This window comes from Streptomyces sp. NBC_00704 (assembly GCF_036226605.1).
Taxonomy (GTDB): domain Bacteria; phylum Actinomycetota; class Actinomycetes; order Streptomycetales; family Streptomycetaceae; genus Streptomyces.
This window is the reverse complement of the sequence record NZ_CP109000.1, coordinates 7,036,834-7,049,960: the sequence shown is the minus strand read 5'-3', so window position 1 is coordinate 7,049,960 and position 13,127 is coordinate 7,036,834. Positions and strand designations below refer to the sequence as shown.

Below are 13,127 nucleotides of genomic sequence, written 5' to 3'. Positions count from 1 at the left end.
GCGCCTGGAGAACGCACGGCTCAACGACGCGTGGCTGGACGACGTGAGGCTGGAAGACCTGCGGCTGGACGTCCTGAGACCGGACGGCCTGAGACGGGAAGACGCAGGACGGGAAGACGCACGACGGCAGGACGCACGACAGCAAGACGCACGACGGCAGGACGTGAGGCCGGACGAGGTCGGGCCGAAGATCCTGCGGCTCCACGAGGTGCCCGCGCAGGGGGGCGACGAAAGGCCGTCGCCCGCACCCGTGCCGACCCCCGCGGGCGTGTCCGGGGACGCCCCCTTCGAGGAGGAGCCGTCCGTCCCGGACGTCCCCCCGTCGTTCTACACCCCGCTGTACGGAGGTCCGTTCGTCCCGATGCCGGTCGTGGACCGGCACCGGGAGCGGGTCAAATCCTGACGCCACCGGCCCGCAGATAGGACAGCGGGTCGATGTCCGTCCCGAAGCCGGGCCCGGTCCGCACCTCGAAGTGCAGATGCGGGCCCGTGCTGTTGCCCGTGGAGCCGGAACGGCCGATGCGCTGACCGCCGCTCACCGACTGCCCGTCCCGGACGGAGATCGCGGACAGGTGGGCGTACTGCGTGTAGCGGCCGTCGGCGTGCCGGATGACCACCTGGTAGCCGAACGAGCCGCCCCAGCCCGCGCTCACCACCTCGCCCGACGCCACCGCCTTCACGGACGTCCCGGTCGGCACGGGGAAGTCGACGCCCGTGTGGTAGCCCTTCGACCAGGAGGACCCGCTCGCGTGGTACGGCGTCCCGGTCGCCGCGCCGACGGGCGCGACGAAGGAGTGGCCGGTCCTCGCCCCGCCGTGAGAGCCGGTCTCCTTGGCACTCTTGTCCTTGACGCCCTTGTCCTTGGCGCTCTTGGCCGGTTTGTGCTTACCGGCCTTGCCTGCCTCCGCAGAGGTCTTCGGCTTGTGCGGGTGGTACCCGGCCCCGCTCGGGGTCCGCGGGGCGGCCGCCCGGCCGTCCAGGCTGAGCCGCTGACCCGGCAGGATGAGGTCGGGATCGGCGCCGACGGTCGTCCGGTTCGCGGCATAGAGCCCGCGCCAGCCGCCCCTGACCTCCTCGGCGTCCGCGATGCCCGAGAGCGTGTCACCGCGCACGACCGTGTACATCCGCGCCGTGCCCGCCCGGGACTGCGGGGTGCTGTGCGCCCGCACGTCGTCGAGAGACGTCCTGGACTGCTGCGACTGCCTTGTCTGCGGCGCCTGCGAAGGGCCCTTGGAGGACGTGGTGGACGAGCCCGCCGGCTCGGCGCGCGTGCCGTTCGGGTGGACGTCGGGCGCGTGACCGCCCCGGCTCAGACCGGCCTTGCCCGAGCACACCGGCCACGCGCCGGGACCCTGGCCGTCCAGGACCTTCTCGGCGACGGCGATCTGCTGGTCGCGGGTGGCCAGATCCGCGCGGGGCGCGTACCGGGCGCCGCCGTACGCCTCCCAGGTGGACTGGGTGAACTGGAGTCCGCCGTAGTAGCCGTTTCCGCTGTCGATGCTCCAGTCGCCGGTGGACTCGCAGGCGGCGACCTTGTTCCAGGTGTCCACGTCGGCCGCCTGGGCGGCTCCCGCGCCGATGAGCGGTATCGCCATGCCGGCGCCGCCCGCCGTGACGGTGAGCGAGGCTCGGTTGATCCTGTTCGGCTGATACCGGCGGTGCCGGCCGCGTACGGCCATGGAGATCCCCCTCGACATGCGTCAGGAGCGGCAAAAGTAAGGGCCCCGAACAGGCCATGACAAGGCGACAACCGGCCGCTCCCGCCGGGCCGGGGGCACGAGGGGGACCCGGCGGGAAACCGGGCCCGCAACCCGTCAGGATGGACCGAGGACGATACTGACGGGCACACCTCTCCAAGGAGCCAACCGTATGAGCACTTCAGCCCAGATCGGCGTCACGGGTCTCGCGGTGATGGGGCGCAACCTCGCCCGCAACTTCGCGCGCAACGGCTACACGGTCGCGCTGCACAACCGGACGGCGGCCCGTACCCGCGCCCTGGTCGAGGAGTTCGGCGGCGAGGGCGAGTTCATCGCGGCCGAGACCGCCAAGGAGTTCGTCGCGGCGCTGGAGCGGCCCCGCCGGCTGGTCGTCATGGTGAAGGCCGGTGAGCCGACCGACGCCGTGATCCGCGAGTTCGCCCCGCTGCTCGAACCCGGCGACATGATCATCGACGGCGGCAACGCGCACTTCGCCGACACCCGCCGCCGCGAGCGCGAGCTGCGCGAACAGGGGCTGCACTTCGTCGGCGCGGGCATCTCCGGCGGCGAGGAGGGCGCGCTGCACGGCCCGAGCATCATGCCGGGCGGCTCGCCGGAGTCGTACGAGTCCCTGGGCCCGATGCTGGAGAAGATCTCCGCGAAGGCGGCGGACGGTTCGCCCTGCGTCACGCACGTCGGCCCGGACGGCGCCGGTCACTTCGTGAAGATGGTGCACAACGGCATCGAGTACGCCGACATGCAACTCATCGGCGAGGCCTACCAGTTGCTGCGCGACGTCGCCGGGTACGAGCCCGCGCAGATCGCGGACATCTTCCGCACCTGGAACACCGGCCGCCTCGACTCGTACCTGATCGAGATCACGGCCGAGGTGCTGTCCCACGTGGACGCGGCGACGGGCCGGCCCTTCGTGGACGTCGTGGTCGACCAGGCGGAGCAGAAGGGCACCGGCCGCTGGACCGTCCAGATCGCGCTGGACCTCGGGGTCCCGGTGTCCGGCATCGCCGAGGCCGTCTTCGCCCGTTCCCTGTCCGGTCACGCGGCGCTGCGCGAGGCATCCCGCGACCTGGCGGGCCCGAAGGCGTCCGCGCTGGGCGAGGCGGAGGCGCAGGCCTTCGCCGACCGGGTGGAGCAGGCGCTGTACGCCTCGAAGATCGTGTCGTACACCCAGGGCTTCCACGAGATCGCCGCGGGCAGCGAGGAGTACGGCTGGGACATCGACCTCGGGGCCGTGTCGTCGATCTGGCGCGGCGGCTGCATCATCCGCGCGGCCTTCCTCGACCGGATCCGCGCCGCGTACGACGCCCGCGCCGACCTGCCGAGCCTGCTCTCCGACGCGACGTTCGCCTCGGAGATCGCCGCCGCCCAGGACGCCTGGCGCGAGGTGCTGGTCTCCGCGACACTCCAGGGAGTCCCCACACCGGGCTTCGCCGCCGCGCTCGCCTACTACGACGCCCTGCGCGCGGAACGCCTGCCCGCGGCGCTCACCCAGGGCCAGCGGGACTACTTCGGCGCCCACACCTACCGCCGGGTCGACCGCGAGGGCGCGTTCCACACCCTGTGGGGCGGCGACCGCTCGGAGGTGGACGCGTAGCGGCCCACGCGGGGCGCGCGGTCCGCGGAGGGCGCGGGGAGGGCGTGTCCTCCGCGGGGCGTGCGGTCCGCGGGCGCACAGTCCGCGGAGGATGCGCAGTCCAGGCGCGGTGCCGCATCCGGACGAACACGGCGCCGGACGGACGCCGCTCCGGAAGGACACGGTGCCGCGAGCGGGCGGCGGCGGGCGGCACGAAGCCACCCGCCGCCGCAGTGCCGGGCCGTGCCAGCCTCTCGGGGCGAGGCCTTCGAGTCAGGCCTGACGGCCTGCCCCGAAGGCCTGACCTCGGTCTGGCCCTCAGCTCAGAGGCGGGCCCGGCTCCGGGCTCGGGACCGGCTCCGGGCCCGGCGGGATCGGCGACGGCGACGGGTCCGGGGCGGGCACCGGCTGCGGCGGCGTCGGTCCCGGCCCGGGCGGCTGAGGGCCGGGCGGCTGCGGCTCGGGCGTGGGCGGAACGGGGAACGGGTCCGGCGGGACCGGGTCCGGGCCGGGTGTCGGTCCGGGCGGGACGGGGGCGGGGTACGGGTCGGTCATCGTGTCCTCCGGCCGCTTGCGGGGCATGACTCTGATCTACTCCCCCGCGTACCCGGGGCCGCCCCACGCACTCACCCGTACGGCCGGACCGGCCCGCGCCCGCCCCACGCCCACTCCTCCACCCACGGCGAGGGGCGGGCGGACGACGCCGGCCTGCCCGCACCCGTCAGCGGGCGGCGGTCGGTGGCCGGTGGCTGGCGGGACGTCAGAAACGCCCCGGGTGCGCCCGCAGCCATTCCTTGGCGGCGCTCAGCAGGGCGGGGTCCGCCGGCGGAGCCTCGTCGGGGTGACGCTCGGCCCACTTCACGACGTAGGGGCACAGCGGCGCGACCGGCAGGCCCTCGCGCGCGGAGAGCGCGTACAGCTCGCGCGCCAGCGACCCGGCGATGCCCTTGCCCTCGTGCGCCGGCTCGACGACGGTGTGCACCGGAACCAGCGCGGGCGCGGGCGACTCCAGCACGAAGTACTCGACGCGGCCCACGACTTCGCCCCCGTCACCGAGGGCTTCGAGGCGGCCCGCCGCACGGTCGTCGCGGATCTCGATGTCGCTCATGGGCACTCCCGGTGCGATGGGTGAGATGCGTGCGGAGGCGACGCGGGGCCGCGTCAGTCCGTGGGTCAGACAGACACCGCGTGCGGACTGCGCTCCTGGTCGGAGCCCGGCACCGGCGCCGAAGGGTCGGCCCCCAGGGCCACGATCCGGTTGTCGCGGTCCACGTGCACGACCCGCGGCTCCAGCGCCCGCGCCTCGGCGTCGGTCACCTGAGCGTAACTGATGATGATCACCAGATCGCCGGGGTGCACGAGGTGGGCGGCGGCGCCGTTGATGCCGACGACACCCGAACCGCGCTCGCCCTCGATGACGTAGGTCTCCAGCCGGGCCCCGTTGGTGATGTCGACGATGTGCACGAGTTCACCGAGCAGCAGATCGGCGGCGTCGAGCAGATCGGCGTCGATCGTCACGGACCCCACATAGTGCAGGTCGGCCTGGGTGACGGTGGCGCGGTGGATCTTGGACTTGAACATGGTGCGCAGCATGTTGGACTCCCGGAAGACGGCTCCCTGCCTGCTCTCTGCAGGTCAGGGGCGTCGTTCACTGTACCTTGGCCTGCCTTCGAGTCGAAGACTGTCCATAACATCGAGCGCCGCGGTGAGCAGATTCCTCATCCTGCGCACACTGCACCGACCAAGCTGCCGCGAAGCCGCCGTCAGAACCACGTGGGAAAGACTGCCCGGTCCCAAGCTGATCGCATGCCGACCTATCTGACGCCCCATCAGGTCTGGAGAGACGCGCGGGCACCCGCGCTCAACGTCGGCGGGCCTGCAGCGCTGCATGGCGCGCAGGAGGTGATCCAAGGTGGCGTCGAAGCGGAAGCTCCCCGCCTGAGTGACGGCTCATGGCCACGGCTTCTCGCGGGCGGCCGAAGCCTGCCGGAGGTCCGCGCCCGAGTTCACGTGCCGCTCAGTCTCCTGAGGGCCGTGCCAGTCCAGGCACATCACGGTGGCATCGTCTTCGAGCCGACCTCCGGCGGCCTCACGGACGGCGGACGTCAACGTCAGCGCCGTCTCCCGCGGGTGCAGGTCCCGAGTGTGCTCCAGCAGGGCAGGCAGGTCGACCGTCCCCCCATGACGCTCGAGCATGCCGTCGGTGAGCATGAGCAGACGGTCACCGGGACGCAGATCGACGTCCTGAACGCGGTAGGAGTGACGCGCGGACTCGGACAGCCCGAAAGGCGGGTCGACCAGACAGACGATCTCCTGCGCAGTCCCGTCACGCACGCGCAGCGGCCAGGGATGGCCGGCGTTGACCAGCTGGGCCCGCCCGGTGGTGAGGTTGACGCGCAGCAGCTGCCCGGTGGCGTGCCCCTGCCCGTGGTCGGTCAGGGCCTGGTCGGCCCGGTGGGCCTGTTCGGCCAGGCCGGCTCCCGTGCGACGGGCGCCGCGCAGGCCGGCCACCAGGACCGTGGCAGCCAGCGCGGCGTCGAGGTCGTGGCCCATGGGGTCGGTCACCGACACGTGCAGGGTGTCGCGGTCCAGGGCGTAGTCGAAGGTGTCGCCGCTGAGGTCTTCGGAGGGCTCCATGCTCCCGCACAGGGTGAACTGCGCAGCCTCGCACGACAGTGACGGGGGCAGCAGCTGGTACTGGATTTCCGCTGCCAGGGTGGGAGGACGGGAGCGTTTGCCCCAGGTGTACAGGTCGGTGAAGCGTCCGTTGGCGATCACTATGTAGGCCAGGGCGTGGGCTGCTTCCTTGACGCCTTCGAGGACGCCCTCACCGGCATCGGCCGGCAGCAGCACTTCCAGCAGCCCGATCGCGTCCCCCCGGTTGGTGACCGGCACGATCACCCGCTGTCCTTGGCCGCTCACCTCCTGGTACAGCCGCTGGGTGCAGACCACCTGCTCATAGGCGCTGCCGAACATGGGAATCCGCTCCGCTTCCCGCCCGCCCTCGACCACCCCGGCGGTGGACAGCCGCACTACCGACTTTCCCGTCAGGTCGACGATGAGAAAAGAGACCTTCGTGGCCTCGAAACGCCGCCGCAGGTGCTCGGCGACCACATCGACGGCGCCCACCGGTGCCGCCGTCTCCGCCGCTGTCAGCAGCCGGGGAAGATCACTCTGTCCACTACTCACGGCCGTGGTCCCTTCCACTCCCCTCCTACAGCATGGGAACCTCCACGGTGAGCGTCAATCGGTGAGCCCTTCACGGCAGTCAGGACGCCATGTGTCGCGGAGCTGATCCGTGAACGTCCGGCGCGGAGATGATGCGCGGGAAGGACGGGTCGCACGGCTCGGAGAACCGGAGCTACCGCTGTTCGTCATGGTCACCTCGGCCGGCGTGCCCGACCGCGACGCGGCGAAGCGAAGTCCTGTGCTTCGACCGCGCACCGCCTGTCGCCCGCCGTGGTGACGGCGATCGCCGTGAACATCGTCAAGCAGTACGAGGGGGGAGTGCTGTTCCGATGACCGCCGAAGCCACCGGCCGGCGCCCGATGACGGATGCCCGCTCGGTCGATCACGAACAGTTCCCGGGGCGCCGACGGGACTCCGGCGTCGGCCACACCGTCGGCCGCTGGCGGCCGCATCGGGCTACGACGGCCCGCCGCTGACCGCGAGCGCACTCGTCGCCGCTCTGCCCTTGGCCGAAGGCGGCCGGCAGATCCGTGGCCCGTCGGTGAAATGCCTGCTCACGCACACGTCCCGGGACCGATGCAGCGGCGTAGAGTGAAAGGACCGGGAGTACTTCGCACACCGGCCGCCATGTCGGTGTCGTTCCCGGTGAGCAACAACGCCGGCCTCCGCGAGGAGGCCCGGGGACGGGTCCGCGTCATGACCGCGACCATCGAACCCACGATCATCGAAGAGCGCCTTCCTTCGGCGTCGGCCCGGCTGTCCCTGACCCCGACCGGTTCGGTTCCAGGTCTCCTGGACGGCGCATGGTGGCCCCGCTCCCGTGATCTCCGCCGCGAGATCCGCACACTGACGGACGCACTGGACGCGTGCTGGGGCCGGATCACCCACGTCACCGTGAACCCGACCCACTGGCCCGTCATCCCACGCAAGGTCCCCGTCACGGGCCACACGGTGCATGTCGGCTGGTTCGCCGCCGAGCAGGACCCGAACAAAGTGATCCTCTTCTCCTACACGGTGGGCCGCCTGGACCTGCTGGTGATCCCTCCGGAAGCGGACCCTGCCGCCGCCGCCCGGCTGATGGCAGCGGCGACCGTTCCGGGAGGCGTCCGCACCGCCGGCGCTCTGATCACCGACGAGGCCATCAGCCAGGACACGGCAGAGGCTCGTGGCCGGGAAGTCGCATGGGAGACGGACGGCGGAGCCGCTTCGGCGGACAGAGCCGCGACCGGGATCCCGAGCTACGCCCCGAGGAGGTGAGGACGTGGAGACCTTCGTCACCGTGGTCGTGATCATTCTCGTGATCATCGCGGGAATGGTTCTGATCCACCGGCTCAACGCACAGCGCGACGACAGGATCGGGGCGTTCCACTACAGCGACACACTGCCGGGAATCGGTCGGCGGACCCGCAAGAGCCCACGTGCCGCCGTACCGAAGGGCCCTCCTGCCGACGCCGCACACAGTGAGGATGGAGAGCCGTCCTCGCGCCCGTAGGCGACATGGTCAAGTGCACTTCCGCACACGAACCAGGCCGTTGCAACCCCGCCGGACAGCCGGCCGTCGGCGCAGCGAGCGTCGGCGTACGTGGTCATCGCGCCCTGCGGGGCGGGGTGAAGGCGTAGAGGTCGAGGATGTCGGGGCAGGGGGCTGTGCCGGGGCCGCCGGCTTGCACCCAGGCGGCGATGTCGTCGGTGGCGTCGGGGTCGTTGACGAGGCCGAGCCAGACCGGGCGGGCTCCGGCGGCGCGGGCGGCGGCGGAGGGCTGGACGACGATCACGTTGGCGTGTTCGCACACGTCGAGGCAGGCCGCGATGCGTACGGGAGCGTTCTCGGCCAGGCGCGCGGTCTGGCGGTCGTGATCGACTCCGGTCACCTTCGGGGTTCCGCAGCAGCAGTCCCGGCAGACGACGATGCGGCACGGTGCCGGCGGGGCCGGGGTGTGCTCCGGGCGCCCTTCTTCAGCTGTCTGTCGAGACGTCACTCGTCCCAGCTCCTCTCACTGTGGGGAATTCGTCATGGGTCGCCGGACGCAGGAAGCGGATCACCGGATGACCGGGGTCGTGGGTGACCTCGGCGCGGACGCCGTAGACCTGCTGGATGAGGGTGGTGGTGAGGACCTCGGCCGGGGTGCCTTCCGCGACGGCGCGGCCGTCGCGCAGGACGAGCAGGCGGTCGCAGTACATCGCGGCGAGGTTGAGGTCGTGCAGGGCGATCACGGTGGTGACCGGCAGGCTCGCGACGAGGTCCAGCAGGTCGAGCTGGTGCTGGATGTCGAGGTGGTTGGTGGGTTCGTCGAGGAGGAGTTCGCGGGGTTCCTGGGCGAGGGCGCGGGCGATCTGGGTGCGCTGGCGTTCGCCGCCGGAGAGGGTGTGCCAGGACTGCTCGGCCCGGTCGGTCAGGCCGGTGCGCGCCAGGGCCTTCGCGACGGCCCGTGTGTCGGCCGCCGTCGGGGGCGTCCAGGCGCGGCGGTGCGGGATGCGGCCGAGCGACACGACGTCGCGGACGCTCAGTTCGGTCTGGGTGTGGGCGTGCTGCTCCACGGTGGCGATCCGCTGGGCGGTGGCCCTGCGCCCGGCCTCGGACAGCGGGCGCCCGTCCAGGGTGACGACTCCGGCGGTGGGTTCGAGGATCCCGGCGAGGAGTCTCAGCAGCGTCGACTTTCCCGAGCCGTTGGGACCGAGCAGGCCGACGGTCTCGCCGGGACGCAGGACGAGAGTGACGCCGTCGACGACGACCTTGTCGGCGAGGAGCCTCGCGACGCGGTCCGCGTGCAGGCTGCTCATGTCCTTCTCCGTCCGCGGTGGAGCACGACCACGAATGCGGGGACGCCGATGAGGGACGTCACCACGCCCACCGGGACCTCCTGGGGGTCGAGGACGGTCCGGGCGAGGGTGTCCACCCACACCAGGAACACGGCTCCGGTCAGTGCCGTGACCGGCAGGAGGCGGGCATGGCCGGAGCCGGTGAGAGCGCGGGTGGCGTGCGGGAGGACCAGGCCGACGAAGCCGATGGCGCCGGCGCAGCTCACCAGGGCGGCGGTGAGCAGCGCGGTGGCGCAGAGCAGTACCAGGCGGGTGCGGGCGACGCGGACGCCCAGTCCGGCGGCGGCTTCGTCGCCGAAGGCGAAGGCGTCCAGGGTGCGGGCGTGCCCGAGGCAGACGGCCAGGACGACGGCGAGTACGCCGGCGCAGAGCAGCACCTGTCCCCAGTCGGCGCCGGTGAGCGAGCCCAGCAGCCAGAACAGCACGCCCCGGGTGGTCTCGGCGCCGGCCGAGGTGAGGACGATGAAGGAGGTCAGAGCGGAGAACAGCTGCATGGCGGCCACCCCGGACAGGACGACTCGGTCGGTGCTTCCCCCGAGGGTGTGGCTGAGCAGCAGCACCAGGGCGAAGGAGAGCAGCGCGCCGAGGAAGGCGCCCGCCGACAGGGACACCGCTCCCCCGCCCACTCCCAGCACGACCACCGCGACCGCCCCCGTGGACGCACCGGACGACACGCCGAGCACGAACGGATCGGCCAGCGGGTTGCGCAGCAGTGACTGCATGACCGTCCCGCACACGGCGAGCCCGGCCCCGCACACGGCGGCGAGCAGCGTGCGCGGCATCCGCAGGTTCCACACGATGCCGTCGCGCAGCGGGGCCAACGTGCTCTCGCCGAGGCCGAGATGGGCCGCGACGGCCGCCCAGACGTCCCCCGTGGAGATGTCGGCCGGTCCGATGGTCACAGCCACGGCTGTGGAGGCCAGCAGCGCGGCCAGTCCGCAGACCGACAACACGAGTGTGCGGACGCTCACTTGGCGAGTCCGAAGTCGCGCAGACCGGCCGCGACCTTCTCGATCCCCTCGATCGTGCGGATGGACGGGTTCATCGCCTGGCCGCTCAGCAGGACGTACCGGTTCTTCCGCACTGCGCTCAGGTTGCGCGTGGCGGGGTGGGTCTCGAGGAAGCGGATCTTTGCGGCGGCGGTCTCGGCGGTCTGCTGCTTGCGGGTCAGGTCGCCGATCACGATGACGTCGGGGTCACGGTCGGCGACGGTCTCCCAGTTGATCTGGGGCCATTCGTCGTGGGTGTCGGAGAAGGCGTTCTTCGCTCCGACGGCGCGGGTGATGGCGCCGGGCGCGCCGCAGCAGCCGGCCAGGTAGGGCGACTGGGAGTTGGCGAACCAGTACATGAGTGAGACGTCGGAGGCGTCCAGTGCGGCGGTGGCGGTGCGTACCCGCTGCTTCAGCCGCGTGACGAGCTTCTCCCCGCGCTCCTCGACGCCGAACGCGCGGGCCAGGTCGCGGATTTCGCCGTACACGGCGTCGAGGGTGAGCGGCTCGCTGCGCGATCCGTCGCCGCCGCTGTCGTTGTCCTTGCCCGAGCAGTCGGACGGTGAGACGTACGTGGGCACGCCGAGCTTCTCGAACTGCTCGCGGGTGGCGACCCCGCCCTTGCCCAGGGTGGAGACGAACGAGGCGGTGACGAAGTCGGGTTCGGCGTCCAGGACCTTCTCGAAGGAGGGCGTGTTGTCGGCGAGGCGCGGCACGGACGCGTTGGCCTCCTCCACGCCCTTCATCACCGGGTCGGTCCAGGTCGCCGTACCGGCCATGCGGTCGGCGAGGCCGAGGGAGAGCAGGATCTCCGTGGTGCCCTGGTTGAGGGAGACGGCCCGTTCGGGGACCGACCTCAGGGTGACCTCGTGGCCGCAGTTGTCGATCGTGACCGGGCGGCCGGCGGCGGAGGTCGCCTCCGGTCTCGCGCCATCGCCGCCGGAGGAGGCGCAGGCCGTGAGCAGCAGGGCGGACGCGAGAACGAGCGCCGGAGCGCGGAGAAGAGCGGGGGTGCGGAGCACGGGTATGCCTTTGGGGTCGGGGCTCGTACGCGGAGCCTGGCCTGCGGACGTCCCCCGCGCCGGGGCGCGGAGGTGCCAGCAGGTCTTCGGACTCGGGTTCGTCCGGACGGGACGCCTTCCCGGTTCCCCAGTGGCGTCGTGCCCCGCCCGTCCCCCTCACCGCTGCGCGTCAGCTCCGGATTCGCACCGGATTCCCTGGCCTCGGGTGTGGCTCGACTGGCCTGTCGAGGCTATCAAGGCGATCGCCGGGTCAGGTCGTGCGGTGGGTCACGGGTGCCATCCGCAGGCGGTTCAACGGAAGGCCCCCGCAAGCCGGAGGCGGGTTCTATTGATCCCCGCAACACCCTGGAGTTCAGGGAGTTGCGGGGATCGTGGATTTTGAGGTGCTGAAGGCGAAGTTCTTCGAGGCGCTGGATCGGGAGGACGGCGGCATCACCGCTGCCGCTCGCGCAGTCGGAGTGAACCGCAATACGGCGTTCGGATGGGCCCGTCAGGCTGGTGTCCGAGGTCGCGGCAAGCCCGGCACATCCGGGCATCCCGGTCGGGCGGAGTACGAGCGGCTGCGTGCGGCCGGAGTCCATCGCCGCGATGCCGCCGCGCAGGTCGGCGTCCACGAGCGCACCGCTCGGGACTGGGACCAAGGGATCCGGCAGATCGGCCACTCGCGCCTGCATGCAGACGGCCGCCTGATCGACTATACGACCGGTGTGATCACCATCGTTACTGCCGCGTCGAAGCCGTCCGTTGCCGCGGTCGAGGCCGGGCTGCACCCCCGTTTCCTCACCGTGGCCGAGCGGGAGCTGATCGCCGACATGCGCCGTGAGGGCCGCTCGCTGCGCGCGATCGGACGGGCACTCGGCCGGCCGGCCTCCACCGTCAAGCGTGAGATCGACGCCCGTGCGGTCAACGGCGTCTACCGGCCGCACCAAGCCCAGCGGGCATGGGCGAAGAGCCGGTCGCGTCCAAAGGACTCCAAGCTGGCCCGGGAAGGAGCGTTGCGCGACTTCGCTACGGCCAAGCTCCAGGAACGCTGGTCGCCCGAGCAGATCTGCCACGCTCTGCTCATCGAGTTCCCCGACGACGAGAGCATGCGCGTGAGTCCGGAGACGATCTACCAGGCGGTCTACGTCCAGGCCCGCGGCGGACTGCGCCGCGAGGTCGCCCTGGCGCTGCGCACCGGACGCACCCGCCGCAAGCCCCACCGCAGCCCGGAGCAGCGCACTCGCCGCTTCGTCGACGAGATGGTGATGATCTCCGAGCGGCCGCCGGAGGTCGAGGACCGGGCTGTTCCTGGCCACTGGGAAGGCGATCTGATCGTCGGCCCCCGCAGCGAGAGCGCGATAGTGACCCTGGTCGAGCGCTCCACCCGCTACGTCCTGCTCGGACATCTGCCCGGCGGGCACACGGCCGAGGAAGTCCGCGATGTGCTGGTGCCGCTGATCCAGACCCTGCCCGAGCACCTGCGTGGCTCGCTGACCTGGGACCAGGGCTGCGAGATGGCCGCGCACAAGCAGTTCACCGTGGCCACCGGCGTGCCAGTCTACTTCTGCGACCCCCACTCGCCCTGGCAGCGCGGATCGAACGAGAACACCAACGGCCTGCTGCGGCAGTACTTCCCCAAAGGCACCGACCTCTCCGCGCACAGTCCCGCAGACCTCGAACACGTTGCCCAGCAACTCAACGGCCGGCCACGCAAAACGCTCGGCTGGAGAACCCCAGCCGAGCGCCTGCGTGATCTACTGACGGCCGCATAAGCCATCAGGTGTTGCGAGGACCCCGAGAATCCGCCGGAGGCTTGCGGGGGCATTCCCGTCCCCCG

At 71.6% G+C, this 13,127-nt stretch carries 12 protein-coding genes and 1 riboswitch; of the genes, 4 read left to right on the top strand and 8 right to left on the bottom strand.

What is annotated here, in order from left to right; translation table 11 throughout:
- Nucleotides 1-392 precede the first annotated feature (392 nt).
- The gene (locus tag OG802_RS30575) at nt 393-1,679 is read right to left on the bottom strand and encodes a transglycosylase family protein (RefSeq protein ID WP_329415712.1); all 1,287 of its coding nucleotides are present in this window, start codon (nt 1,677-1,679) and stop codon (nt 393-395) included.
- Between the two features lie 190 nt (nt 1,680-1,869).
- Between OG802_RS30575 and gndA the strand changes: the two genes are divergently transcribed.
- Complete coding sequence (gene gndA, locus OG802_RS30570) at nt 1,870-3,309, top strand: NADP-dependent phosphogluconate dehydrogenase (protein WP_329415710.1); 1,440 nt, start codon at nt 1,870-1,872, stop codon at nt 3,307-3,309.
- Between the two features lie 739 nt (nt 3,310-4,048).
- On the opposite strand, the gene OG802_RS30565 is transcribed toward gndA, so the two are convergent.
- The 3 genes from OG802_RS30565 to OG802_RS30555 form a co-directional block, all read right to left on the bottom strand.
- Complete coding sequence (locus OG802_RS30565; RefSeq protein WP_329415709.1) at nt 4,049-4,396, bottom strand: GNAT family N-acetyltransferase; 348 nt, start codon at nt 4,394-4,396, stop codon at nt 4,049-4,051.
- Between the two features lie 65 nt (nt 4,397-4,461).
- Nucleotides 4,462-4,881: an aspartate 1-decarboxylase gene (panD, locus tag OG802_RS30560; protein WP_329415707.1), complete on the bottom strand. Its 420-nt coding sequence runs from the start codon at nt 4,879-4,881 to the stop codon at nt 4,462-4,464.
- 357 nt (nt 4,882-5,238) lie between these two features.
- Entirely contained in the window at nt 5,239-6,477 is a 1,239-nt protein-coding gene (locus tag OG802_RS30555; protein WP_329415704.1) for a PP2C family protein-serine/threonine phosphatase, read from the bottom strand.
- Between the two features lie 696 nt (nt 6,478-7,173).
- Between OG802_RS30555 and OG802_RS30550 the strand changes: the two genes are divergently transcribed.
- Both OG802_RS30550 and OG802_RS30545 read left to right on the top strand, forming a co-directional pair.
- Nucleotides 7,174-7,734, top strand: a complete 561-nt coding sequence (locus tag OG802_RS30550; RefSeq protein ID WP_329417542.1) for a DUF5994 family protein — start codon at nt 7,174-7,176, stop codon at nt 7,732-7,734.
- Nucleotides 7,735-7,738: 4 nt separating this feature from the next.
- Nucleotides 7,739-7,969 carry a hypothetical protein gene (locus OG802_RS30545; protein ID WP_329415702.1) on the top strand — a complete coding sequence of 77 codons (231 nt, stop codon included), beginning with the start codon at nt 7,739-7,741 and terminating at the stop codon, nt 7,967-7,969.
- A 94-nt stretch (nt 7,970-8,063) separates the two neighbouring features.
- Here the strand turns inward: OG802_RS30545 and OG802_RS30540 are convergent, their stop codons facing one another.
- Genes OG802_RS30540 through OG802_RS30525 form a run of 4 tightly spaced genes read right to left on the bottom strand, consistent with a single transcriptional unit; the run spans nt 8,064 to nt 11,314 of the window.
- A complete protein-coding gene (locus tag OG802_RS30540; RefSeq protein WP_329415701.1) occupies nt 8,064-8,456 on the bottom strand; it encodes a (2Fe-2S) ferredoxin domain-containing protein in 393 nt (130 codons plus the stop codon).
- On the bottom strand, nt 8,434-9,258 hold the full coding sequence (locus OG802_RS30535; protein WP_329415700.1) for an ABC transporter ATP-binding protein: 825 nt from the start codon (nt 9,256-9,258) through the stop codon (nt 8,434-8,436). The genes OG802_RS30540 and OG802_RS30535 overlap by 23 nt, the downstream gene beginning before the upstream one ends.
- On the bottom strand, nt 9,255-10,268 hold the full coding sequence (locus tag OG802_RS30530) for a FecCD family ABC transporter permease (protein ID WP_329415696.1): 1,014 nt from the start codon (nt 10,266-10,268) through the stop codon (nt 9,255-9,257). The genes OG802_RS30535 and OG802_RS30530 overlap by 4 nt, the downstream gene beginning before the upstream one ends.
- Nucleotides 10,265-11,314, bottom strand: coding sequence for an ABC transporter substrate-binding protein (locus OG802_RS30525; protein WP_329417540.1), 1,050 nt, complete (start codon nt 11,312-11,314; stop codon nt 10,265-10,267). The genes OG802_RS30530 and OG802_RS30525 overlap by 4 nt, the downstream gene beginning before the upstream one ends.
- A 54-nt stretch (nt 11,315-11,368) precedes the next feature.
- A riboswitch (cobalamin riboswitch) is annotated at nt 11,369-11,544 on the bottom strand.
- 324 nt (nt 11,545-11,868) lie between these two features.
- On the opposite strand from OG802_RS30525, the gene OG802_RS30520 reads away from it, so the two are divergent.
- Entirely contained in the window at nt 11,869-13,062 is a 1,194-nt protein-coding gene (locus OG802_RS30520) for an IS30 family transposase (protein ID WP_443055435.1), read from the top strand.
- Nucleotides 13,063-13,127: the final 65 nt, after the last annotated feature.

Coding starts and splice junctions, on each gene's coding strand:
- OG802_RS30550 (WP_329417542.1), top strand. CDS start 7,174: ATGACCGCGACCATCGAACCCACGATCATCGAAGAGCGCCTTCCTTCG.
- OG802_RS30565 (WP_329415709.1), bottom strand. CDS start 4,396: ATGAGCGACATCGAGATCCGCGACGACCGTGCGGCGGGCCGCCTCGAA.
- panD (WP_329415707.1), bottom strand. CDS start 4,881: ATGCTGCGCACCATGTTCAAGTCCAAGATCCACCGCGCCACCGTCACC.
- OG802_RS30575 (WP_329415712.1), bottom strand. CDS start 1,679: ATGGCCGTACGCGGCCGGCACCGCCGGTATCAGCCGAACAGGATCAAC.
- OG802_RS30535 (WP_329415700.1), bottom strand. CDS start 9,258: ATGAGCAGCCTGCACGCGGACCGCGTCGCGAGGCTCCTCGCCGACAAG.
- gndA (WP_329415710.1), top strand. CDS start 1,870: ATGAGCACTTCAGCCCAGATCGGCGTCACGGGTCTCGCGGTGATGGGG.